This is a genomic window from Amycolatopsis sp. NPDC004368, assembly GCF_053602515.1.
Map to the genome: position 1 here is coordinate 1 of NZ_JBSGDT010000016.1, position 21,840 is coordinate 21,840.

The 21,840-nt window shown below is 71.7% G+C and carries 17 protein-coding genes; 11 read left to right on the forward strand and 6 right to left on the reverse strand.

Annotated elements, in window-relative coordinates:
• From ACWEOE_RS22230 to ACWEOE_RS22245, 4 genes are all read right to left on the reverse strand, one after another.
• Positions 1-245, reverse strand: a 245-nt coding sequence (locus tag ACWEOE_RS22230) for a transposase (protein ID WP_452012158.1), incomplete at its 3' end; no start/stop codon positions are given.
• Between the two features lie 130 nt (positions 246-375).
• The gene (locus tag ACWEOE_RS22235; RefSeq protein WP_452012159.1) at positions 376-3,807 is read right to left on the reverse strand and encodes a S8 family serine peptidase; all 3,432 of its coding nucleotides are present in this window, start codon (positions 3,805-3,807) and stop codon (positions 376-378) included.
• A gap of 216 nt (positions 3,808-4,023) precedes the next feature.
• On the reverse strand, positions 4,024-5,244 hold the full coding sequence (locus ACWEOE_RS22240) for an MFS transporter (protein ID WP_452012160.1): 1,221 nt from the start codon (positions 5,242-5,244) through the stop codon (positions 4,024-4,026).
• Positions 5,241-5,885 carry a GntR family transcriptional regulator gene (locus ACWEOE_RS22245; RefSeq protein WP_452012162.1) on the reverse strand — a complete coding sequence of 215 codons (645 nt, stop codon included), beginning with the start codon at positions 5,883-5,885 and terminating at the stop codon, positions 5,241-5,243. The genes ACWEOE_RS22240 and ACWEOE_RS22245 overlap by 4 nt, the downstream gene beginning before the upstream one ends.
• A gap of 358 nt (positions 5,886-6,243) precedes the next feature.
• Here ACWEOE_RS22245 and ACWEOE_RS22250 point away from each other — a divergent pair, with 358 nt between their 5' ends.
• The 7 genes from ACWEOE_RS22250 (at position 6,244) to ACWEOE_RS22280 (ending at position 15,511) form a co-directional block, all read left to right on the forward strand.
• Positions 6,244-10,281 carry a carboxypeptidase regulatory-like domain-containing protein gene (locus ACWEOE_RS22250; RefSeq protein WP_452012163.1) on the forward strand — a complete coding sequence of 1,346 codons (4,038 nt, stop codon included), beginning with the start codon at positions 6,244-6,246 and terminating at the stop codon, positions 10,279-10,281.
• A gap of 92 nt (positions 10,282-10,373) precedes the next feature.
• The gene (locus ACWEOE_RS22255; RefSeq protein ID WP_452012164.1) at positions 10,374-10,907 is read left to right on the forward strand and encodes a hypothetical protein; all 534 of its coding nucleotides are present in this window, start codon (positions 10,374-10,376) and stop codon (positions 10,905-10,907) included.
• Positions 10,908-11,044: 137 nt separating this feature from the next.
• Positions 11,045-12,208 (forward strand): NAD(P)/FAD-dependent oxidoreductase, encoded by a 1,164-nt coding sequence (locus ACWEOE_RS22260; RefSeq protein ID WP_452012165.1) that lies wholly within the window; start codon positions 11,045-11,047, stop codon positions 12,206-12,208.
• Positions 12,205-12,483, forward strand: a complete 279-nt coding sequence (locus ACWEOE_RS22265) for a (2Fe-2S)-binding protein (protein WP_452012167.1) — start codon at positions 12,205-12,207, stop codon at positions 12,481-12,483. The genes ACWEOE_RS22260 and ACWEOE_RS22265 overlap by 4 nt, the downstream gene beginning before the upstream one ends.
• Positions 12,464-13,843: an FAD-dependent oxidoreductase gene (locus tag ACWEOE_RS22270; protein ID WP_452012168.1), complete on the forward strand. Its 1,380-nt coding sequence runs from the start codon at positions 12,464-12,466 to the stop codon at positions 13,841-13,843. Before ACWEOE_RS22265 ends, ACWEOE_RS22270 begins: the two co-directional genes overlap by 20 nt.
• Positions 13,836-15,101 (forward strand): aconitase X, encoded by a 1,266-nt coding sequence (locus tag ACWEOE_RS22275; RefSeq protein ID WP_452012170.1) that lies wholly within the window; start codon positions 13,836-13,838, stop codon positions 15,099-15,101. Before ACWEOE_RS22270 ends, ACWEOE_RS22275 begins: the two co-directional genes overlap by 8 nt.
• On the forward strand, positions 15,089-15,511 hold the full coding sequence (locus ACWEOE_RS22280) for an aconitase X swivel domain-containing protein (protein WP_452012172.1): 423 nt from the start codon (positions 15,089-15,091) through the stop codon (positions 15,509-15,511). Before ACWEOE_RS22275 ends, ACWEOE_RS22280 begins: the two co-directional genes overlap by 13 nt.
• 2 nt (positions 15,512-15,513) lie before the next feature.
• On the opposite strand, the gene ACWEOE_RS22285 is transcribed toward ACWEOE_RS22280, so the two are convergent.
• Both ACWEOE_RS22285 and ACWEOE_RS22290 read right to left on the reverse strand, forming a co-directional pair.
• Positions 15,514-16,740, reverse strand: coding sequence for an amidohydrolase family protein (locus tag ACWEOE_RS22285; RefSeq protein WP_452012173.1), 1,227 nt, complete (start codon positions 16,738-16,740; stop codon positions 15,514-15,516).
• A 22-nt stretch (positions 16,741-16,762) separates the two neighbouring features.
• The gene (locus ACWEOE_RS22290; protein WP_452012175.1) at positions 16,763-18,169 is read right to left on the reverse strand and encodes an MFS transporter; all 1,407 of its coding nucleotides are present in this window, start codon (positions 18,167-18,169) and stop codon (positions 16,763-16,765) included.
• 137 nt (positions 18,170-18,306) lie between these two features.
• Between ACWEOE_RS22290 and ACWEOE_RS22295 the strand changes: the two genes are divergently transcribed.
• From ACWEOE_RS22295 to ACWEOE_RS22310, 4 genes are read left to right on the forward strand one after another with little or no spacing between them, the layout of a single operon-like run.
• Positions 18,307-19,215, forward strand: coding sequence for a dihydrodipicolinate synthase family protein (locus tag ACWEOE_RS22295; RefSeq protein ID WP_452012177.1), 909 nt, complete (start codon positions 18,307-18,309; stop codon positions 19,213-19,215).
• 3 nt (positions 19,216-19,218) lie between these two features.
• Positions 19,219-20,220 (forward strand): proline racemase family protein, encoded by a 1,002-nt coding sequence (locus ACWEOE_RS22300; RefSeq protein ID WP_452012179.1) that lies wholly within the window; start codon positions 19,219-19,221, stop codon positions 20,218-20,220.
• A complete protein-coding gene (locus ACWEOE_RS22305; protein WP_452012180.1) occupies positions 20,217-21,110 on the forward strand; it encodes an ornithine cyclodeaminase family protein in 894 nt (297 codons plus the stop codon). Before ACWEOE_RS22300 ends, ACWEOE_RS22305 begins: the two co-directional genes overlap by 4 nt.
• Positions 21,107-21,781, forward strand: coding sequence for a GntR family transcriptional regulator (locus tag ACWEOE_RS22310; RefSeq protein ID WP_452012182.1), 675 nt, complete (start codon positions 21,107-21,109; stop codon positions 21,779-21,781). The genes ACWEOE_RS22305 and ACWEOE_RS22310 overlap by 4 nt, the downstream gene beginning before the upstream one ends.
• The last annotated feature ends 59 nt before the right edge of the window (positions 21,782-21,840 follow it).

Consider the following 21,840-nt stretch of genomic DNA (forward strand, 5'->3'; position numbering starts at 1 on the left):
ACCTGCGCCACCAGGGCGGACAGAATGCCGGTCCGTGACCAGCGCCAGAACCGGTTGTAGACCGTCTTCCACGGCCCATACCGTTCCGGCAGGTCCCGCCATGCCACCCCCGTCTTGGCCTTGAACAACATCCCGTTGATCACCCGACGATCATCCACCCGCGGACGGCCCTTCGCCCCCGACACCGGCAGCAACGGCTCGACCACCTGCCACTGCTCGTCAGTCAACTCATGCCTACGCACCACAACCCAAGATCAAAGCAGGTCGCACCGCCCACTTTGAGGACAGGCCCTAGCAGTACCGACCAGAGAACCGGGCCGCCGGTCCCAAGTGGACCGACGACCCGGTTCGTCCTACCGCGACGGATGCGAAAGATCAGCCGATCTTGTAGCTGTACGGCAGCGTCGAGATGACCTCACCGGTGCCGTACTGCGGCAGGCCGGTGACGCCGGTCGGCAGGATCGGCACGGTCACCAGGTTGAGGTGACCCGCGACCGAGGCGCCACGCTTGCCCGAAGGCTTGATGGTCACCATGATCGTCACCGTCTGGCCCTGCTTGACGAGCAGCGGCGTGCCGCCCGTGCCGTTCGGGTCGATCGACTGGTCGTACGGGTCGCCGGTCGACGACGTCACGGCCGAGTCGAAGCCCGCGGTCCGCATCGACGCCGTGTACGACGCGTGGCCGGCCGGGGCGCCCGACGGGCCGAACGGGCCCATCTCCTGGACGTCGGCGAACCAGACGCCCTTCGTGACGTAACCCTGCTTCTCGCCGATCGTCGCGACGGAAACGGTGCTGCCGGCCTGCGCGGCCTTGAGGTCACCGAGCACGTCGATGCCCGCGGCGGCGTTCTGCAGTTCCACCTGGGCCGGCGCCGAAGACGACGTCGCGACGGTGAACTTGCTCGTGTCCGGCGGGATCGAGTACACGGGCGCGTCGGTGTTGAACTCGGGCAGATCGACCTCGGTCGAACCGCCGACCAGCTGCGGCTGCAGCGTCTGCTGCGTGTTCGTCCGCGCGTCCACACCGATCGCGATCGGCTCGACACCCGTGTTGTGCACGGTCACCGGCACCGTCACGGCCTGGCCGGCGGCCAGCTTCTTCGACGCCGAGTTCGGCAGCGCGGGTGCGCTCACCACGACCTGGTCGAAGCCGACCGTGCCGGTGAACGGCTGCTCGAGCTGCTTGCCCGTGACCGGGTTCTGCACCACCACGACGAAGTGCCAACGGCCCGGCAGCGGGTTCGCGTCGGTGAGCTGCACCGCGGTGCCCTGCGACAGCTGCGTCGCCGAGCTGAGGAACACGTTGCTGTTCACGTCGGCGACCTCGCCGTTCGGGTCCACGAGCACCCCGTCGACGATCGTGCCCGGGTCCTGCAGCTTCACCGCGACGTCGAGGTCCTTCTTGCCCTTGGGCACGTCGAACTCGTACGAGAAGGTCTGCCCCGGCGAGACCGCCCGCGCGTTGCCGCCCGTGATCGTGCCGCCGAAGGTGCCGGTGCCGTTCTTGGTCGGGATCAGCGCGCGCAGCACGGCGGACACCGTGGTCTGATGGCCGTCGGAGCTGCCGAAGGTGATCGAGTAGTCCGCGTCACCACCGGAGGACGGCGTCTGCAGCGACACCTTGACCGGCTTGGTCTGGCCCGGCTTCAGCGTGAGCACGGCCGGGGAGACCTGGCCGTACGGGATCGCGCGCTGCGTGGAGGTGGCGAGCTGGATGTCACCGGTGTAGCCGGTCGGGCCACCCGCCGAGTAGAGCACCGCGGTCCACGTGCCGGCGACCGGACGGGTGACGTCCACATTGGCGTAGTTCGCCGTCGCGGCCCCACCCTGTGGGCGGCTGTTGGCCACGAACGTGCCGTCCGGCGCTAGCAGCGTCGCCCGCACGACCGGGGTCACGGACTGGCCGTTGACCGTCTTCGGGCTGCCCTGCCACGCCATCCGGGCGAGCAGGCGCTGCGCCCCGGCCGGCACGGTGAAGGTGACCTTCTTGTACGCCCAGTCGGTGCCGTTGTAGTACGGGAAGGTCGGCAACGTCTTCGAGTCGAACGCGGTGGTCTGCGTCTGCGTCGACTGCGGGGCGAACGAGCGCGTGCCCGCCGTGACCGTCAGGGGCTTGTTCCCGACGTTGGTCACGTTCACCGTGGCCTTCTGGGTGCTGCCCGGGGCGCCTTCCAGCGTGAGCTGGTCGGCCGAGAGCGCGATGTTCGACGACACACCCGCCGGGGCACCGCTGGTGCCGGGCGAGGTCAGGGCCGCCTCCACGGCCGCGCGCGCGTCGAGCAGACCGGAGCCCTGCTCGTCGGCCGGCAGACCGAGGTCACGCGTGGTGCCGGTGATGAACTGCTTCACCTGCGCCGGCGACGGGGAGGCGCCGTGGTGCGTGCCGCGGTAGGCCTGGATCACCAGGGCGGCGACACCCGCGGTCAGCGGGGCCGATTCGCTGGTGCCACCGAAGGACTCGAGGTCCGTCGGCTGCGGCACGGTCTTGAAGTCGCGGCATTCGGCGTACGCGGGCGCGCAGTCGGCCCAGTTGCCTTCACCCGGGGCGACGAGGTCGATGGTGCGCCCGTCCTGCGTGATGCCCGACGACGACAGCGCGGAGATGTTGTCGCTCGTCCACTTCCCGTTGGAGAACGGGAAAGCCGCGTAGGTGGTCTGCGCGTAGAGCCGGTTGTCCGTGGTCGCGCCGGTCGAGATCACCAGCGGGTCGGTGGCCGGGCTGCCGATGGTCGACGTGATGCCCGCGTCGCCGCTGGAGGCGGTGACGGTGACACCCGCGGCCACGGCCTCGTCGTTGAAGACCTGGAACAGGTTGCGCGAGCTCGCGTCCGGGTAGGAGTTGAGGCCGAGCGACTCGTTGATCACGTCGACGTGGTCCACGGTCACCGCGTAGTCGATGGCCTGCAGGATCGCGGAGTTCGTGGCGGTGGAGCCGAACACGTTGAGCCCCACCAGGCTCGCGCCCGGCGAAACGCCCTTCACCACGATGTTGCAGCCCGCGGGGAGCGGGTGCTTCTCGTTCACGAACTTCGACAGGTCGTGCACCACCACGCCCTGCGCGGCGATCGACGACGCGTCGCCGAACGCCTCGGCACCCGAATCGGTCGTGTTCGGGCCGTCACCGGAGAAGTCCTGGTAGTCGGAGAACACGTGGGAACCGTCGGGGCGGATGAAGTCCGCGTAGTTCGGGTCCATGTTGTCCGCGAGGAACGCGACCTTCACGCCCTTGCCGTCGGCGAGGTCCGAAGCGGACTTGGAGCCGTCGGTGCTGTAGGCGTGGATCGAGGTCAGTGCCTCGGGCTCCAGCAACGGCTTGGCCGGGTCGGTCGGGCAGATCGCGTTGGGGTCCTGGTTCTGCGCCGTGCCGCCGCCCGCCTTGGGCGCGTTCGCGTCCGTGGTCTTGGCCGGGTTCGCCTCGGGCAGCGCGACCAAGCTGTCCGGCAGCACCTGCGCCACGGCCGGGTCGGCCGCGAGCTGCGCGGCCTGGTCCGGCGTCACCGTGGCGGAGAACGCGTTGCCCAGCGCGAAGTGCTTGACCTTGGCCGGCGCCGAGCCCGAAAGCTTGGCCAGCACCGACTCCTGCTGCCGGGTCGCCTTGGCCCGCCGGTTGCCCGAAGCCGCCTTGGTGGCCGGGGCGTCGGGCAGCTGGTCCTTGAGGACCACGATCACCGACTGCGGTGCGCTGCCCGCCTGGGTGGTGGGCGCGGCGACGGCGGCCTGACTGCCGAGCTGGGTGACCCCGGCCAGTGCCAGACCGCCTGTCGCGGCTATGACGAGGGCGCGAACGGATCGCGAGGAACGCCGCATGTGCAGCTCCCACTTCCTTCTCGTAGGGTTCGAAAGTTACTGGCCCCGACGAAATCGGGCCCGGTCGCGCCGGGCCGATTTCCCTGCTGGAGCACTATTTCGCGCACCCCGACGATCCACAAGCGACAATAGTGGTGAAGATTTCCGTGCAAAGGGGACACCGTTTCCGGAATGCCCGGAATCGGTGTCCCATTTGTCGGTGAAGTGAATTCCTGCTCAGGTCACAGGAAGGTGACTGCGGGAATTTCGGGCGACCGTGAGTGTCCCCGCGAACGCGATCACGGCGAGGCAACCGAGCAGAACCGGGTAGCTCGCGACCCCGCTGAGCGCCGCGAGCACCGACGGCAGCAGGAAGCCGATGTAGGCCAGCGCGTAGTAGACCCCGGTCAGCTGGGCGATTTCTCCCGGGCGGGCGAGTCGTTGCAGCTCCAGCAGCCCGGACACCACGACCGTGCCGTAGGCGGCGCCGAGCACCACGGCCGTGAGCAGCGCGAGCCACGGCGAACGCAGGTCGGCGGCCACGGCGGCGAGGACCAGACCAGTGCACATCACGGCCATGCCGGTGAGCACCGCGCGGGCGCTGGTGGTCCGGTCCACGCGTTTGGCGATCGGCTGGATCCCGACGCCGGCGCCGATCGCGCACACCGTCAGCAGCGTGGAGTAGGCGAGTGACCACGAACCGAGTTGGTCCTGGACGAGCTGCGGCATGATCGCATAGGCGACCCCGCACGAGCCGAAGATCCACGGCGCCATCGGCAGAATGATCCGGCGGAACCGCGGGTGCCGGGTCGTCACGGGCAACCGGGTCAGCGCCGGCTTGCGGCTTTCGGTGCCGAGCGTCTCCGGGCTGCGACCGACGAAGGGCAGGGCGAGCAGCGTCAGTCCGATGTGGACGGCGAACGGCAACACCATCGGCCACGGTCCCCACTGCGCGAGCACACCCGCCGCGCCCGGCCCGATGCCGAGCCCGAGCGTGAGGCACAGCGCCGCACGGCGGGTGCCGAGGTCGGCGGCCCCGCGCGGGTCGGCGTCGGCGAGCTCCTTGATCCACGTTGAGCCCACCGCCATCGCGACCGCCACGGCCACGCCGGTCAGGAACCGCCCCGCGGCGATCCAGCCGGCGCCCTCGGGGCCGAGTGCGATCAGTGCGCTGGCGAGCAGCGAAAGCACGGTGCCCGTGGCCATCACGGGCCGGCGACCGTAGCGATTGGACAGTCCACTCGAGAGCAACAGGCCCGGGACGAGCCCGACCACGTACGCGCCGAGCAAGGCGTCGACGGTGAAGGTGGAGTAGCCCGCTTCCTTGTACATCACCAGCAGCGGCGTGAACTGGTTGCCACCCCAGCCGACCACGAACACCGCGGCGGCGGCGCCGAACCAGGCTGGCCGGGTGGTGTCGGAGCGGGGGAGTGGCGCGCTTTCGGCGGTCGCGGTCACCGGCGGTGCACCTGGTCGAGATGGGCTCGCAGCGCGGGGCCGAACGCTTCGCCGTCGGCGCGCTCGATGATGGCGAGCAGGTCCTCGTGCTCGCGCAGCACCACCGGCAGTCGCGCGGGGATCGGGCCCAGGGCGTGCACGCTCATCCGGCGCTGGCGGTCGGCGAGCGTCGCGTAGAAGTCGAGCAGCAGCGTGTTGCCGCCCGCCGCGACGATGGTGCGGTGGAAGAGTTCGTCGGCCTCGGCGAAGCCGTGCAGGTCGCCGGAGCCGGCGTGGCCGCGCTGGGTGTCGAGCACGCCGCGCAGCTGTTCGAGGGCGTCGGGGATGAGGTCGGGCCGGCGCACGAGCCGGCGCACGGCCGCGCCTTCCACCGCCTCCCGCGCGTCGAGCACGTCCTCGGCCTCGCCCGGCGGCACGGGCACCACGACGGCGCCGCGCTTGGGGATGAGGTTGAGGAACCCCTCGACCTGCAGGCGCAGGAACGCCTCGCGCACGGGCGTGCGGCTCACCCCGAGCCGCTCGGCGATCTCCCCTTCGCTGAACAGGTGGCCGCCGGGGAGCTCGCCGGTGAGGACGAGCTCCTTGGTGAGGCGGTACGCGCGGTCGGCTGCGCCGGGCGCGGTGTACTTGGCTGGTGTCACGCCCGGAACCTAACATGGGTGCAAGCTTGTATCTAAGGGGTTGTGACCTGCTGCTCACCTGTGCGGGGAAAGATCACCTCAACGAGGTTTCCTCGGTGGCGACCGGTGGCGTCCGTGGTAGGTGAGGACGAAGTGCTGCCGGGACCATGTCGCCGGCGCGAGGCGGCGTGGGCCGGCCTGCTCCTAGTGGTCTGAACCATTGCTCCGTTCGCCGCGTGAGGGTCCCGGACAGCGGGAAAACCGTGATCCTGTCCGGCTTTTTGTCCGTTCGGGCGTGATCGTCCGCGGCAGGTCGCTGACAGAATTTCGCGACGTCGGGTGAGCAGCCGACCGCGGTTCGTCAGCGAAAGGGACGCGCATGTCGTTCGCCAAAGCGGCACTGAAGACCCTCCTCACGTTCCTCCTGGCGACGATGGCGTTCGGCGTCGTGCCCGCCGCCCAGGCGGCACCGGCCGCACCCGCGGCGCCGGTGCTCGGGCGCAAGGCGTGCACCGATGACCCGAAACCCGGGCAGGTCGCGTGTTTCGCGCTCTTCCGCGCCGACGAACACGGCCTTCAACGCGCCACCGCACCCCAGGGATATGGCCCGGCTGACCTCGCCGGCGCGTACGAGCTGCCCACGGGCACCGGCGGCGACGGGATGACGGTCGCGATCGTCGACGCCTTCGACACCCCCGACGCGGAAGCCGAGATGGGTGTGTACCGCGCGCAGTTCGGGCTGCCGCCGTGCACGGTCGCCAACGGCTGCTTCACGCGCGTGGACCAGCGTGGCGGCCAGGACTTCCCCCGCGAGAACACCGGCTGGCAGCAGGAGACGATGCTCGACCTCGACATGGTCTCGGCCGTCTGCCCGCGTTGCCACATCCTGCTCGTCGAGGCCGACGACGACCTGGTGCCGAACATGGGCGCCGCGGTGAACCGGGCCGTCGCGATGGGCGCGAAGTTCGTGTCCAACAGCTACGGCGCCGACGAGGACCCGTCCGAGCTCGACCTCGACGAGTCCTACTACGACCACCCCGGCGTCGTCGTCACCGCGAGCTCCGGCGACTACGGCTACGGGCCGCAGTTCCCGGCCGCTTCGCCCCACGTGACGTCGGTCGGCGGTACCTCGCTCCACCGCGACTCAACCGCCCGCGGCTGGCGCGAGACGGTGTGGTCGGGCACAGGCAGCGGGTGCTCCGCGTACGAGCCGAAGCCCGCGGCGCAGACGGATTCCGGCTGCTCTCGGCGCACGATCGCCGACGTCGCCGCGGTCGCGGACCTCGCCACCGGCGTCGCCGTGTACCTCCACGGCACCTGGGCGGTCGCGGGCGGCACGAGCGCGTCCTCGCCGATCGTCGCCGCTGCTTACGCCCTGGCCGGTGAACCGGCGGCGGGCACCTACCCCAACGCGTTGCCCTACCGCGCCGGCGCGACCTTCAACGACGTGACCGAAGGCGCCAACGGCACGTGCGCCCCGGCGTACCTCTGCACCGCCGGCCCGGGCTTCGACGGCCCGACCGGGCTCGGCACCCCACGTGGCATCTCGGCCTTCACGCCCGGCGCGACCGGACTCGTGTCCGGCACGGTGCGCGACGCCGCGGGCGCGCCGCTGGCCGGTGCTCAAGTCAAGGCCGGTGACTTCGCGACCACTGTGGACAGTGCGGGTCGCTACACGCTGGGCGTTCCGATCGGCACCTACACGGTGACCGCGAGCAAGTTCTCCTACCAGGACACGGCCGCCGACGTCACCGTCGAAGCCGGCAAGACCGCGACCGCCGACTTCACCCTCGCGTCGGTGCCGTCCGTGCGGCTGAGCGGGACCGTCCGCGACGGCAGCGGCCACGGCTGGCCGATGGCCGCGCACGTGCAGGTCGCCGGGCAGCCGACCACCACCGTGCAGACGGATCCGCTCACCGGGCGCTACTCGATGAGCGTGCCCGAAGGCGCGGTCTACAGCGTGCAGGTCGATCCCGACTACCCCGGTTACCTGCCCGGTTCCGCGTCCGTGTCGGTCGGTGACACCGCCACCACGCACGACGCCGTGGTCACCGTCGACCCCGTGAGCTGCGGTGCGCCCGGCTACACCGACCGGTTCACCGGCCCCGCGCAGGACTTCGAGGCGCCCTCGGGGTGGCAGGTCGTGAACAACCTCGGCGAAGATGCGGCGACCTGGTCGTTCACCAACCCCCGCCGCGACAACTACACCGGCGGCACCGGGGCCTTCGCCACCGTCGACAGCAACTCGATCGGCGGCGACCAGGACACCGCGCTCGTGAGCCCGGTCGTGGACCTCAGCGCCGCGGTGAACCCGACCGTGCGGTTCGCGAGCGACTACCAGGGCACGCAGGGCCAGCAGGGCTCGGTGGACTTCACGACCGACGGCGGCGCCACCTGGACCACGGCGAGGCAGCACGGCAGCGACACCGTGGCCGGGCCGTCGACGCAGGTCGTGCCGCTGCCCGGCGCCGCGGGCAAGCCGGCCGTGCAGGTGCGGTTCCACTACCGGGACAAGCTCTTCGGCTTCTGGTGGCAGGTCGACGACGTGCTGATCGGCGACCACGTGTGCGAGGTGGTGCCGGGCGGTCTCGTCACGGGTTCGGTGCACGACCACGTGACCGGCGCCGCGCTCGGCGGGGCGGCCGTGGACAGCCTCGACCGGCCCGGCGAGGGCTCGACCACTCGCGCCGACGGTTCGTACTGGTTCTTCTCGACCGCCACCGGCAGCCACCCGGTCACGGCGTCGGCCACGAACTTCGTGCCCGGCACGCAGCAGCCGGTGATCGCGCCCGACGCGGTGACCCCGGCGGACTTCGTGCTCGACGCCGGTCAGCTGCAGGTGACCAGCGCGGCGGTGGCCGAAACCGTGGCCTGGCAAGGACAGGCGAGCGCGAGCGTGAAGGTGCGCAACACCGGCACCGCGCCCGTGGACGTGCGGCTGAGCCCGTCGGCCGCCGCGTTCACCCCGGCCGCGGCCCACGGCGCGCCGTTGCAGCGGATCAAGGGTGACTTCAGCACGGGACCGTTGCTGGGGCACGTGAAGCAGGCCGCGCCGGCCGACCCGTTGCCGGCTTCGGACGCGTGGCAGAGCGTGGCGAACTACCCGACGAAGATCATGGACCACGGCGTGGCGTCGGTGAACGGCAAGGTGTACTCGTTCACCGGCCTCAACGGCTCCGAGCTCACGACCAAGAACTTCGTGTACGACCCGGGCACGCTCGCGTGGACGCCGATCGCCGACCTCGCGACCCCGCGCGAGAACCCGGCGGTGGCGGCCATCGGCACGAAGATCTACGTGACCGGTGGCTGGGCCGACGGCAGCATCCCCGTGACGAACACCGACGTCTACGACACCGTCGCCGACACGTGGACCACGGGCGCACCGATGCCGACGGCCACGTCCGCGATGGGGGTCGCCGTGGCCGGCGGTCGCATCTACGCGGTGGGTGGCTGCGACGGCGGCAACTGCGGCGTCACGCGGGTGCAGGTCTACGACCCGGTCGCGAACCGGTGGTCGGCGGGACCGGCGCTGCCGCTGCCGATCGGCTGGACCAACTGCGGCACGATCGCCGGCTCGGTCTACTGCGCCGGCGGCGTGAGCGACTTCGATCCCGTCAAGACGGCGTTCAAGCTGGATGTCGAAACGGGCACCTGGTCGCGGGTCGCCGACCTGCCGGTGCCGATGTGGGGCTCGGCCTCAACCGTCGCGAATGGACAGTTGCTGCTCTCGGGCGGCATCGCCGACGGCGCGCTCACCAACGCCGGGTACGCCTACGACCCGCGGACCAACCAGTGGTCGGCCCTGCCCAACGCCGATGAGACGCTGTTCCGCGGTGGGTCCACCTGCGGCTTCTACCGCATCGGCGGCTCGGCCAACGCGAGCTTCAACCCGACGGACCACGACCTGCTGTTGCCGGGCTACGGCGACTGCGGGGAGTACGTGTCGGTCCCGTGGCTCTCGACCGCCCCGGCGGCGACCACGATCGCGCCGGGCAAGACGGCGACGTTCACGGTGACACTCGACGCGAACGTCGCGGCGATCACCCAGCCGGGCACGTACACGGCGGAGCTGGTGGTCGGAGCGCTGGTGCCGAAGGCGGTGCCGGCGCTCCCGGTGTCGTTCACGGTGAAGCCGCCGGCCACGTGGAGCAAGCTCACCGGCACCGTCACCGGCGCGCGCTGCGGCGCGACCGCGGGCCCGCTCGCCGCGGTCACCGTGCAGGTCGACAGCTGGGCGGCGAGCTACACACTCAAGACCGACGCCGCCGGCCAGTACACGCTGTGGCTGGATCGCCGGAACAACCCGCTGACGCTGATCGCGGCTCGCGACGGCTGGCAGCCGCAGACGCGGACGGTGAAGCTGGTGAAGGGCCAGCCGGAGGTGGCCGACTTCGTGCTGAAACCGACGGGCTGCTGAGGTTTCGCGGCTGGTCGCGGCTTCTTGGTCACGATCAGCCGCGGCCGCTAATCGGGTGCGTCCGGCGGCTCGGTGGTGCCAGGCTTCGGGCCGTGCTGAACATTCGGATGAACGAGATGGCGGTCGAGAGCCTGGGGCCGTCGGGCGCTGTGCCCTCGGCGGAGTTGACGCCGGGCCTGCGAAAGATGGTCGCCGAAGGCATCGTGCGGCACGGCGCGGCAGTGGGTTTTGCCCGCGACGCTGCTCGGGTTCGAACGCCCCGGCCGGGCGAGCCGGACCTGACTCGGTGGGAGTGCTCGACGAGCAGCGTCCACCTCGAGGACGTGGTGCCGGTCCGCGCGGGAGCGGCGGCGGACGGCGAGCGCCTGATCGGCGAGGCGGATCAGGTCTCGATGCTGCGGCAGGGGTTGGGCTTCGCTCTGGAGGTGGTCCGGCTCGCCCGCGCGCTGCCCGAGCCGGCTGCGGTGCGGTGCGTCGTGGGAGCGAACAGCACGAACGGCACCTTCAGGTTCCACTGCGCTCGGCCGGGTGAGACCAGGCTGGACCCGGATGTGGACACCTACTTGCTCGGCAAGCTGATCCTGGTCGACAGCGGTCCGGTGAGCCTGGGCGGAACACCGTGGTGACGGGTTTTCCCGTTGGTGGGTTGCGCGGTCCGTGTGCGGACTCGCTGCTCTGGCTCACCCACCACCCCGCCAATGCCCACCCGCTCCTGTGGTGAACCGCACGTCCCGGCGTTGTGCAATGTGACATACTACTGGCCATGGAGGCGACGGGAAGGCCCGCCGACGTGCTCGTGGTGGGCGCCGGGGTGGTCGGGGCGGCGTGCGCGTACTACTGCGCCGCGGCGGGGCTGCAGGTCGCCGTGCTGGACCGCGGCGGGGTCGCCGGCGGCACGACCAGCGGCGGCGAAGGCAACATCCTCGTGTCGGACAAGGAGCTCGGCGCCGAGCTCGACCTGGCGTTGCTCTCGGTGCGGCTGTGGGCCGAGCTGGGGGAGCGGTTCGGGTCGGGCGCGCTGGAGCTGGAGCACAAGGGCGGCGTGGTCGTCGCGCAGTCCGCGGAAGCGGCGGCGGGCCTGGCCGAGCTGGCCGCCGAGCAACGTGCGATGGGCGTCGAGGCCGTGGACCTGACGCCGGCCGAGGTGGCCGAGCTCGAACCGAACCTGACGAAAAACGTCTCCTCCGGCGCGTACTACCCGCAGGACAAACAGGTGCAGCCGATGCTCGCGGCCGCGGAGCTGCTGCGCCAGGCTGGGCGGCTGGGCGCGCGGCTGCACACGGACACGGAGGTGCGCGCGTTCCGGCGCGGCGCCGACGGGTCCTTCGCGGGCGTCAGCACCAACCGCGGCGAGTTCTCCGCGCGCTGGCTCGTGAACGCGGGCGGCACGTGGGGCGGCGAGATCTCGGCACTCGCCGGCGCGCCGATCCCGGTGCTGCCGCGGCGCGGGTTCGTGCTGGTCACCGAGCCGCTGCCGCGGGTGATCCGGCACAAGGTCTACACGGCCGACTACGTCGCCAACGTGGCGAGCGGCGACGCCGGGCTCGAGACGTCCGTGGTCGTGGAGGGCACGCAGTCCGGCACCGTGCTGATCGGCGCGAGCCGCGAGCGCGTCGGGTTCGACCGGCAGTTCTCGCTCGACGTGGTGCGCAAGCTCGCGGCGCGGGCGATCGGGGTGTTCCCGTTCCTCGCCGACGTCGCGCTGATGCGCAGCTACCTCGGCTTCCGCCCGTACTGCCCGGACCACCTGCCGGTGATCGGCGAGGACCCGCGGGTGCCGGGACTGGTCCACGCGTGCGGCCACGAGGGCGCGGGCATCGGGCTCGCCGCCGCGACCGGGCACCTGGTGGCGCAACTGGTCACCGGCGTGCGGCCGGACCTGGACCTCGCGCCGTTCCGGGCGGATCGCTTCGAGGGGGTCGCGTGACGGAGCAGGTGAAGTTTTCCTTCCGTGGCACGGAGATCGTGGCGGAGCCCGGACAGAGCGTGGGCGCCGCGCTGATCGCCGCCGGCCACCGGTCCTGGCGGACCACGCGCCGCGAAGGCGCGCCGCGGGGCATCTTCTGCGGCATCGGCGTGTGTTTCGACTGCCTGGTGGTGGTCAACGGCGAGCCGGGCCGGCGCGCGTGTCTCACCGAGGTGCGCCCGGGTGACGTGATCGAACCGCAGGAAGGAGCCGGCCGTGGCGATCTCGCCTGCTGAGTGGGACGTGGCCGTGCTGGGCGCCGGGCCCGCCGGGCTGGCTGCCGCGGTGGCGGCCGGCTCGGGCCGCGCCCGGGTGTCGCTGGTGGACGGCGGTGCCCGCGTGGGCGGGCAGTTCTGGCGCCACCGCGAGGGCGACGACGGCGCGGGTCACCACGACTGGCGGACGCTGGTGCGGCTGCGCTCCAGACTGTCGCGAGTGGACGTTCGCGTCCGCCACCGGATCTGGCACGTCGAACGCACCGGCGCCGGGTTCACCGTGCACACCGACCGCGGTGAGCTCACCTGCCGCGCGGTCGTGATCGCGACCGGCGCGTACGACCGGCAGCTGCCGTTCCCGGGCTGGACGCTGCCGGGTGTGTATACCGCTGGGGGCGCGCAGGCGCTGCTGAAGGGCCACGGCGTGCGGGCAGGGAACCGGGTCGTCGTCGGTGGAACGGGACCGTTCCTGCTGCCGGTCGCGGCCGGGCTGGTCTCCGCGGGAGCCGAGGTGGCGGGCGTGTTCGAGGCCGGCTCGCCCGCCGGGTTCGCGCGGTCGCCGATGGCCGTGCTGGCCAACGCGGGCAAGCTCGCCGAAGGTGCCGCATATCTGAAAACACTGGCGCGGCAACGGGTTCCGTACCGCACGCGCACGGCCGTGGTGGCCGCGCACGGCACGGACGGCGTCGAGGGCGTCACCGTCGCGTCGCTCGACCGGCGCTGGCGGATCGTGCCCGGTACCCGGCGGGAGATCGCGTGCGACACCGTCGCCGTCGGCTACGGCTTCACGCCCCAGCTCGAGCTTCCGTTGCAGCTCGGGTGCGAAACCGCGCTCGGTGCGGACGGCAGTCTCGTCGCCGTGGCCGACGACCGGCAGCGCGCGACGGCCCCCGGCGTCTACCTCGCCGGTGAGGTCTGCGGCGTCGGTGGTTCGGCGCTGTCCGTGGTGGAGGGTGAGCTCGCCGGGCTGCACGCGGCGCTCACGACCGTCGGCGCCGAGCCGGGCCGGGACACCGTCGCCCGCCTGCTGCGGCGGCGCAAGTCGTTGCGGGCCTTCGCTTCGGCGATGCACGCGGCCCACCCGGTGCCGTCCGGCTGGCAGACGTGGCTCGACGCCGAGACTCAGGTGTGCCGCTGCGAAGAGGTGTCCGCCGGCACCGTCCGCGGCGCTGTGAAGGATTTCGGCGCCACCGACGCGCGAACCGTGAAGCTGCTGGCGCGCCCGGGTATGGGCCTGTGCCAGGGCCGCGTGTGCGGCTACGCGACGGCCTGCCTCGTCGCGGCCGAGTGCGGGCGGGAGCCGGCGGCCGCCGACCTCGCCGGCGTGGCGACGCGGCCGATCGCGCAGCCGGTGAAGCTCGGGGACCTCGCGCGTGGCTGACCTCCAGCTGTCCGAAGAGGACACCGCGGTGCTCGCCGGCGATCGTGGCGAGGCGGCGAAACTGTGCCTGCGCCTGGTGGTCGCGCTCGCCGAGGTGCGCGGCGCCACCCGGCTGCGCACGGTGGAGTCGGCCCACGTCGACGGCTGCCTCTACCACGGCCAGGCCGGGCTGGACTTCGTCGAACGCCTGCGTGAGCTCGGTGGCCGGGTCGCCGTGCCGACCACGCTCAACGTCGGCTCGCTCGATCTGCGCCACCCCGAGCTGGTGCGCGCCGACCCCGAAACGGCGGCCGGGGCACGCCGGCAGATGGCCGCCTACACCGCACTGGGCTGCACGCCGACCTGGACCTGCGCGCCGTACCAGCTCACGCACCGGCCGGCGTTCGGCACGCACGTGGCGTGGGCGGAGTCCAACGCGATCGTGTTCGCCAACTCCGTGCTCGGTGCCCGCACCGACCGCTACGGCGACTTCCTCGACATCGCCGCGGCTCTCACCGGCCGAGTGCCCGACGCGGGCCTGCACCGCGACGAGAACCGCCGCGCCACGATCCGGCTCGACTGCGCGGGCCTGTCGCCGCGGCTGCTCGCGGAGGACGCGGCGTGGAGCGTGCTCGGCCACCTCGCCGGCCGCTTGACCGGCAGCGGGGTCCCGGTGGTGACCGGGGTGTCCGGCGCGGTGACCGAGGACCAGCTGAAGGCGTTCGGTGCGGCCGTGGCGTCGAGCGGGGGCGTGGGCTTGTTCCACGTCGTGGGCGTGACGCCGGAGGCCCCGACAGTGGAAGCCGTTGCGTCGCCGGGGATCCCCACCCATCGCGTCGAAGCCGCGCAGTTGCGGGCGGTGCGCGACGAGCTCACCACGGCACGCGGCTCGGCGCTCGACGCGTTGTGCCTGGGGACCCCGCACTTCTCCCTCACGGAGTTCGAGCGGCTGGCGGCGCTGCTCGGCGACGGCGACGGCGAGCCGCTGCGCGTGCGGGCGTACGTGACCACGAGCCGCGCGGTGCTGGCGGAGGCGGAACGGCTGGGCTACGCGGAAACCGTGCGCGCGGCGGGCGCGCGGATCGTCGTCGACACGTGCACCTACATCACGCCGATCGTCGAGGCGGACGTGCGCACGGCGATGACGAACTCCGGCAAGTGGGCGTGGTACGCGCCGGGCAACATCGGCGTGGACGTGGTGTTCGGCTCGTTGGCCGAGTGCGTCGCGTCGGCGCGGGCCGGGCGGGTCGTGCGGGACGAGGCGCTGTGGACGAGCTGACCGGGCGCACCGTGTTCGCCGGCTCGGCGACCGGGGACCTGCTCGTGCTCGACGCGCCGCTGTCGTTCTGGGGCGGCACGGACCTGTCCGGGTGCATCGTCGACGAGCACCACCCGCAGCGCGGCGCGGTGCTGACCGGCCGCGTGGTCTTGCTGCGGCAGGCGCGCGGCTCCAGTTCTTCGTCGTCGGTGCTGGCCGAGCAGATCCGCAGCGGCACCGCGCCGGCAGCCCTCGTGCTCACCGAGCCGGACGCCATCCTGATGCTCGGCGCCTGGGTCGCGGCCGAGCTGTACGCCCTGCGCCTGCCGATCGTCGTCCTCACCGAACAGGACTACGCGCGGCTCGCCGCCACGTCCGGCCCGGCGCGTGTGTCCGCCGGACCGGACGCGGCGACCATCTCGGTCGGTTGACTTCAGCGCCGCACGCGCACCACGCCGTCCTGGACCACGGCCGCGATCCCCGTGGCCGGGTTGGCGAGCACGTCGAGGTCCTCCAGCGGGTTCGCCCGCGCCAGCACGACGTCACCTGTGGCACCGGGTGAAAGCGTGCCCAGCGAACCCACCTGCCGCAGCAGTTCGGCTGCGACCGTGGTGGCCGCGCGCAGCACCGCCGCCGGCTTCTGCACCTTGGCGCGCAACGTGAACTCCTCCGACTGCCGCGCCTGCATGGCACCCAGGAGATCACTGCCGTAGGCGATGCGGACGCCCGCCGAATCGGCCAGCTGCAAGGCCTGGTAGCCGTTTTCCGTGACCTGCTCGACCTTTTCGTACTGCTCGGCCGTGAACCCCAGTTCGCGGCTCTGCTCCAGCAGCGCCTGGTAGGTGACGAGCGTGGGCACGTAGAACGCGTCGTGGGCGAGGAACAGGTCGATCGAGGTCTCGTCGAGCAGGTTGCCGTGTTCGATGGTGCGCACGCCGAGGCGCAGACCGCGGTTCACGGCTTCGGCGGTGTAGGCGTGGCCCGCCGTGTAGAGGTTCGCGGCGGCGGCCTCCTCGACGATCGCCGTCACCTCCTCGTCGGAGAACTGCAGCGAGTCGACGCGGTCGGTGAGGCTCGCGCAGCCGCCGGACAGCATGATCTTCAGGTGGTGCGCGCCCCGGCGGATCTCGTCGCGCGCGGTGCGGCGCACCTCGTCCACGCCGTCGCACACGCGGCCCAGGACGGGGATCGCGTAGTGCTGGTCGTGCACGTCGCGGCCTGCCGGGCGCAGGTCGCCGTGCCCGCCGGTCTGCGAAAGGGCCTTGCCACCGAAGAAGATCCGCGGGCCGGTGAACAGGCCGTCGGCCACGGCCGCGGCGATGCCGAAGTCGGCACCCCCGACGTCGCGCACGCTCGTGAAGCCGCGCGCCAGCATGTCCTTGAGCAGGTGCGACGCTTGCGCGGCCACATACGCCGGTGACACGTCGGCGACCGTGCCCAGCGCCGCGCTCACGGCGTTCACGTGCACATGGCAGTCGATCAGCCCCGGCACGGCGAAGTGTCCCGAACCGTCGAGCTCGTCCGCGCCGAGGGCGCCGCCGGGATCGGGCTCCACCGCCGTGATCCGCCCGCCCGCGACGCGGATCGTGTGGTCGCCGGCCACCTGCTCGGTCGCCGGGTCGACGACACTCACGTGCCGGATGGTGAGGTCCGCTGCCACCTTTGCTCCTTCCGATTCCGCTTCAGTCACGTCGGATCGTCTCCTGTCCGATGGTCTCGAGCGAGCGCCCGGTGGTGCGCTGCCCGAAGACTGCCACCACGGCGGCGCCGATCACGAGCAGCACCAGCAACATCGTGAACACGCCGCCGAACCCGACGCTGCTGTAGGAGAACCCGATCACGATGGGGGCGATGATCCCGCCGACCCGCCCGACCGCCGACGCGACGCCGAGGCCGGTGGTGCGGATCATCGTCGGGTAGATCTCGGACGTGTAGGAGTACTCGAGCGCGGCGTTGCCGTTCATGAAGAACGACAGCACGATGCCCCAGATCAGGATCTGCGTGCTGGTGCCCGCGAACGCCAGGCCCAGCGCGCCGATCGCGCCACCCGCCAGGTAGATCACGATCGTCCACTTGCGCTCGATGCGCTCGCTCACGAACGCGGCCGAGTAGTAGCCGGGGATCTGCGCGAGGTAGATGACGATGGAGAACAGGAAGCTCTTCGAGATGTCGAAGCCCTGCTTCACCAGCAGCGACGGGATCCAGGTGAAGAAGCCGTAGTAGGTGAAGATGGCGACGAACCAGTAGATCCACGACGTGATCGTGGTCTTGCGCAAGCCGGTGGAGAACAGCGCCCGCAGGTTCGAGGCGATCGAGCCGGAGGACACCTGCACGTCTTCGTCCTGTGTGGACGGCACCGGCGGCGGCAGCGTGCCGACGCGGGCGCTCACCTGGCGCTCGATGTCGGCGACCACCAGTTCGGCTTCCGCGACCCGGCCGTGCACGTGCAGGAACCGCGGCGACTCCGGCAGGGAGCGCCGCCACCACAGCAGCATCACGATCGGCACCGCGGTGAGCACCTGCACCCAGCGCCAGCCGTGGGGCACGTCGCTCACCACGAAGTAACCGAGCAGGCTCGCGAACACGTAGCCGAACGCGAAGAACCCGGCCAGTGAACCGATGTAGCGCCCGCGCACGCGTGAGGGCACGAACTCCGAGAGGTAGGGCGCGATGATCGCGCTCTCCGCGCCGGTGCCCATGCCCGCCACGACCCGCGCGACGAACAGCACCGCGAAGTTCGGCGCGGCGGCCGCGACGAGGCTCGCGGCCGCGTAGAGGACCAGCGCGCTGACCATCACCGCGCGCCGGCCGATCTTGTCGCCCAGCACACCGGCGCCGAACGCGCCGAAGAGGAAACCGATGAGCAGGCTGCTGCCGAGGATGCCGGTGGCTCCGGCCGACAGCCCCCACTCGGCGGTGACGGAGGGGAGGATGAAGGCGACGATCGCGCCGTCCATCGCGTCGAAGGTGTAGCCGAGGCCGCCCGCGAAGAGCAGCTTGTAGTGGAACCGGGAGATCGGCAGGCGTTCGAGCCGGGCCGCCAGCACGTGTGAAGTGAGCTTCGGGGGCGCGCCGGTCGTTTCTGACATGGAGCCTCCCACCATGGGGGACGAGGTCAGGCCACTGTACAATGTCACATGACACGTGGCACGATGAATTTTCCGAGCGGTTCCGCGCTCGGCTCGCACTCAGGCGCACTGGGTAACATCGACTTCGTGGAGGCTTCATGACCGGGCGCGAAAAGCCGTGGCACGGCGTGCTGGTGGCGGCGGCCCTTCCCCTGCGGGAGACCGCGCCGGACGAGCTGACGGTCGACTTCGACACCTACGCCGAGCACGTCGCGTGGCTGGCCGCGAGCGGCTGTGACGGCGTCACGCCCAACGGTTCGCTGGGGGAGTACCAGACGCTGAGCGTCGAAGAGCGCACGCGGGTGGTCCGCACGGCCGTCGAAGCCGCGCCCGAGGGCTTCACCGTGATGCCGGGTGTCGCCGCGTACGGCGCGACGGAAGCGCGGCGCTGGGCCGAAAGCGCGGCGGAGGCGGGCTGCCCCGCGGTGATGCTGCTGCCGCCCAACTCCTACCGGGCCGACGAGCGCGCGGTGCTCGCGCACTACCGCGAGGTCGCGAAGGCCGGCGTGCCGATCGTCGCCTACAACAACCCGTTCGACACCAAGGTCGACCTCGTGCCGGAGCTGCTGGCGGAGCTCCACGCCGAGGGCCTGATCGTGGGTGTCAAGGAGTTCTCGGGCGACGTGCGGCGGCCGTACCGGATCGCGGAGCTGGCGCCGGAGCTCGACGTGCTGTGCGGTGCCGACGACGTGATGCTGGAGCTGGCCATCGCCGGTGCGCCCGGGTGGGTCGCGGGTTACCCCAACGCGTTCCCGAAGGCCACCAGCGAGCTGTGGGCCGCGGCGAAGGCGGGCGAGCTGGACAAGGCCGTGCCGCTGTACCGGCTGCTGCACCCGCTGCTGCGCTGGGACTCGCTCACCGAGTTCGTGCAGGCGATCAAGCTGAGCATGGACATCGCGGGCCGCTACGGCGGGCCGTGCCGCCAGCCCCGGGTGCCGCTCACGCCCGAGCAGGAGAAGGCCGTGCGCCAGGCCACCGAACGAGCGCTCGAGGAAGGACTTTCGTAGCTGATGCGTGCCAAGCGGCTGTTCCACGCGGTCGACTCCCACACCGAGGGGATGCCGGCCCGCGTGATCACGGGCGGGGTCGGGGTCGTGCCGGGCGCGACGATGTTCGAACGCCGGCAGTACTTCGTCGAGCACCTCGACCACCTCCGGCAGCTGCTGATGAACGAGCCCCGCGGGCACTCGGCGATGAGCGGCGCGATCCTGCAGCCGCCCACCCGCCCCGACGCCGACTGGGGTGTGCTGTTCATCGAGGTGTCGGGCTGCCTGCCGATGTGCGGGCACGGCACGATCGGCGTCGCGACGGTGCTGGTCGAGACGGGCATGGTCGAGGTCGTCGAGCCGGTCACCACGATCCGGCTCGACACCCCGGCCGGGCTCGTGGTCGCCGAGGTCGCGGTGCAGGACGGCGTCGCGAAATCCGTGACGATCCGCAACGTGGCGTCGTTCGCGGTCGGGCTCGATCGCAAGGTCGAGGTGCCGGGGCTCGGACAGGTGCGCTACGACCTGGCCTTCGGCGGCAACTTTTACGCGATCGTGGAGCTGGAGGAGCTGGGGCTTCCGTTCGACCGCGCCCAGAAGCAGCGGCTGATCGACGCGGGACTGTCCATCATGGACGCCATCAACACCCGCGACCTGCCCGTGCACCCGGAGAACCCGGAGATCACCGGCTGCCACCACGTGTACCTCGCCGCGCCGGGCTCCAACGCGCGGGTGTCACGCCACGCGATGGCCATCCACCCGGGCTGGTTCGACCGGTCGCCGTGCGGCACCGGCACGAGCGCGCGGATGGCGCAGCTGCACGCGCGGGGCGAGCTGGCGCTGAACACCGACTTCCGCAACGAGTCGTTCATCGGCACGCACTTCATCGGCCGGCTGGTGGAGGAGACGACGGTGGGCTCGCTGCCCGCCGTGGTCCCGACCATCACCGGGCGCGCGTGGCTGACCGGCACGGCGCAGTACTTCCTCGACCCCGACGACCCCTTCCCGGCGGGGTTCGAGCTGTGACCGAGGTGCTGGCCGCGCGGCCGTCGATGTCCGCGGCGATCGCGGCGCTGCGGGCGGCGCTGGCCGGTGGCCTCGACCCGGCGGCGGATCCGGCGCGGGCCGTCGTGCCGGTGCCGAGCGGGCAGTTCCTGCTCATGCCCGCGTTCTGGGGGACCTACGCCGGGGTGAAGGTGGCCACGGTCGCGCCGGACAACCCCGCCGTCGGGCGGCCGCGGATCCAGGGCGAGTACCTGCTGCTGGACGGTGCGACGTTGACACCGCTGGCGTTGCTCGACGGGGTTCCCCTGACGTCGGTTCGCACCGCGGCGTTGTCGGCCCTGGCGGTGGACTGCCTGGCCCCACCGGACGCGGCACGGCTGGTGGTGTTCGGCACGGGACCCCAGGCGGCGAGCCACGTCGAGGCGCTGCGCACGGTCCGACCGCTGACCGACGTCGTGGTGGTGGGCCGTTCGGCCGCGCGGACGGCCGAGTTCGCGTCGACCTGGCACGCCCGGGTCGGCACCGCGGCCGACGTCGCTTCGGCCGACCTGGTGGCCTGCTGCACGACGTCGTCGACGCCGTTGTTCGACGGTTCGCTGGTGCGCGACTCGGCGGTCGTGGTGGCGGTGGGCTCGCACGAACCCCACGTGCGGGAGGTCGACGCCGGGCTGGTCGGCCGTTCGTCCGTGGTGGTGGAAGCCGTGGGCACCGCCTTGCGCGAGGCGGGCGATGTGGTGCTGGCGGTGTCCGAAGGCGCGTTGGCGCCGGAAGCGCTGGTGCCGCTGTCCGAGGTGGTCCGTGGGGCTCGGCCCGGGCCGGGGCCGTGGCTGTTCAAGAGCGTGGGAATGGCGTGGGAGGATCTGGTGGTCGCCGCCACCACCTACGAGGCCGCCCGGGGAGAGTCACGTTGACCAGCGAGGAGCACCTCGCGCTGACGCTGCCGACCTTCGGCGTCCAGCGGAACCTGCGCGACCAGATCACGCAGACGCTGCGCGCGGCCGTGATCTCCGGCGAGCTGCGCCCCGGTGTCGTGTACTCGGCCCCCAGCCTCGCCACGCAGTTCGGCGTCTCGGCGACCCCGGTCCGCGAGGCCATGCTCGACCTCGTGAAAGAGGGCTTGATCGACACGGTGCGCAACAAGGGTTTCCGCGTCACCGAACCGTCCGCAAAGGACCTCGACGACCTCAGCGAGCTGCGCGCGCTGATCGAGGTGCCCACGATCCGCCGCCTCGCCGCCGACGGTGTCGACCCCGCCGTGATCGCCGAGCTGCGGCCCCTGGCCGCCGGCATCGAACGCGCGGCCGCCGCGCACGACCTCATCGCCCACGTCGCCACCGACATGCAGTTCCACCTGCGCCTGCTCGAACAGGCGGGCAACCCGCACCTGGTCGAGACCGTCCGCTCCCTGCGCTCGCGCTCCCGCATCTACGGTCTGCGCGGCCTCGCCGACCGCGACGAGCTGGTGCCCTCGTCCCACGAACACGCCGAACTCCTGGACCTCATCGAAGCCCGCGACGCGCCCGGCGCGGAAGCCCTGATGCTCCGCCACATCCGGCACGTGCGGGGGATCTGGGCGGAGTAAACGCCCTCGCCGAACGCGATTGTGTGCCACAGTGGGGCCCCTCAGGAGGGGAGCGCGAC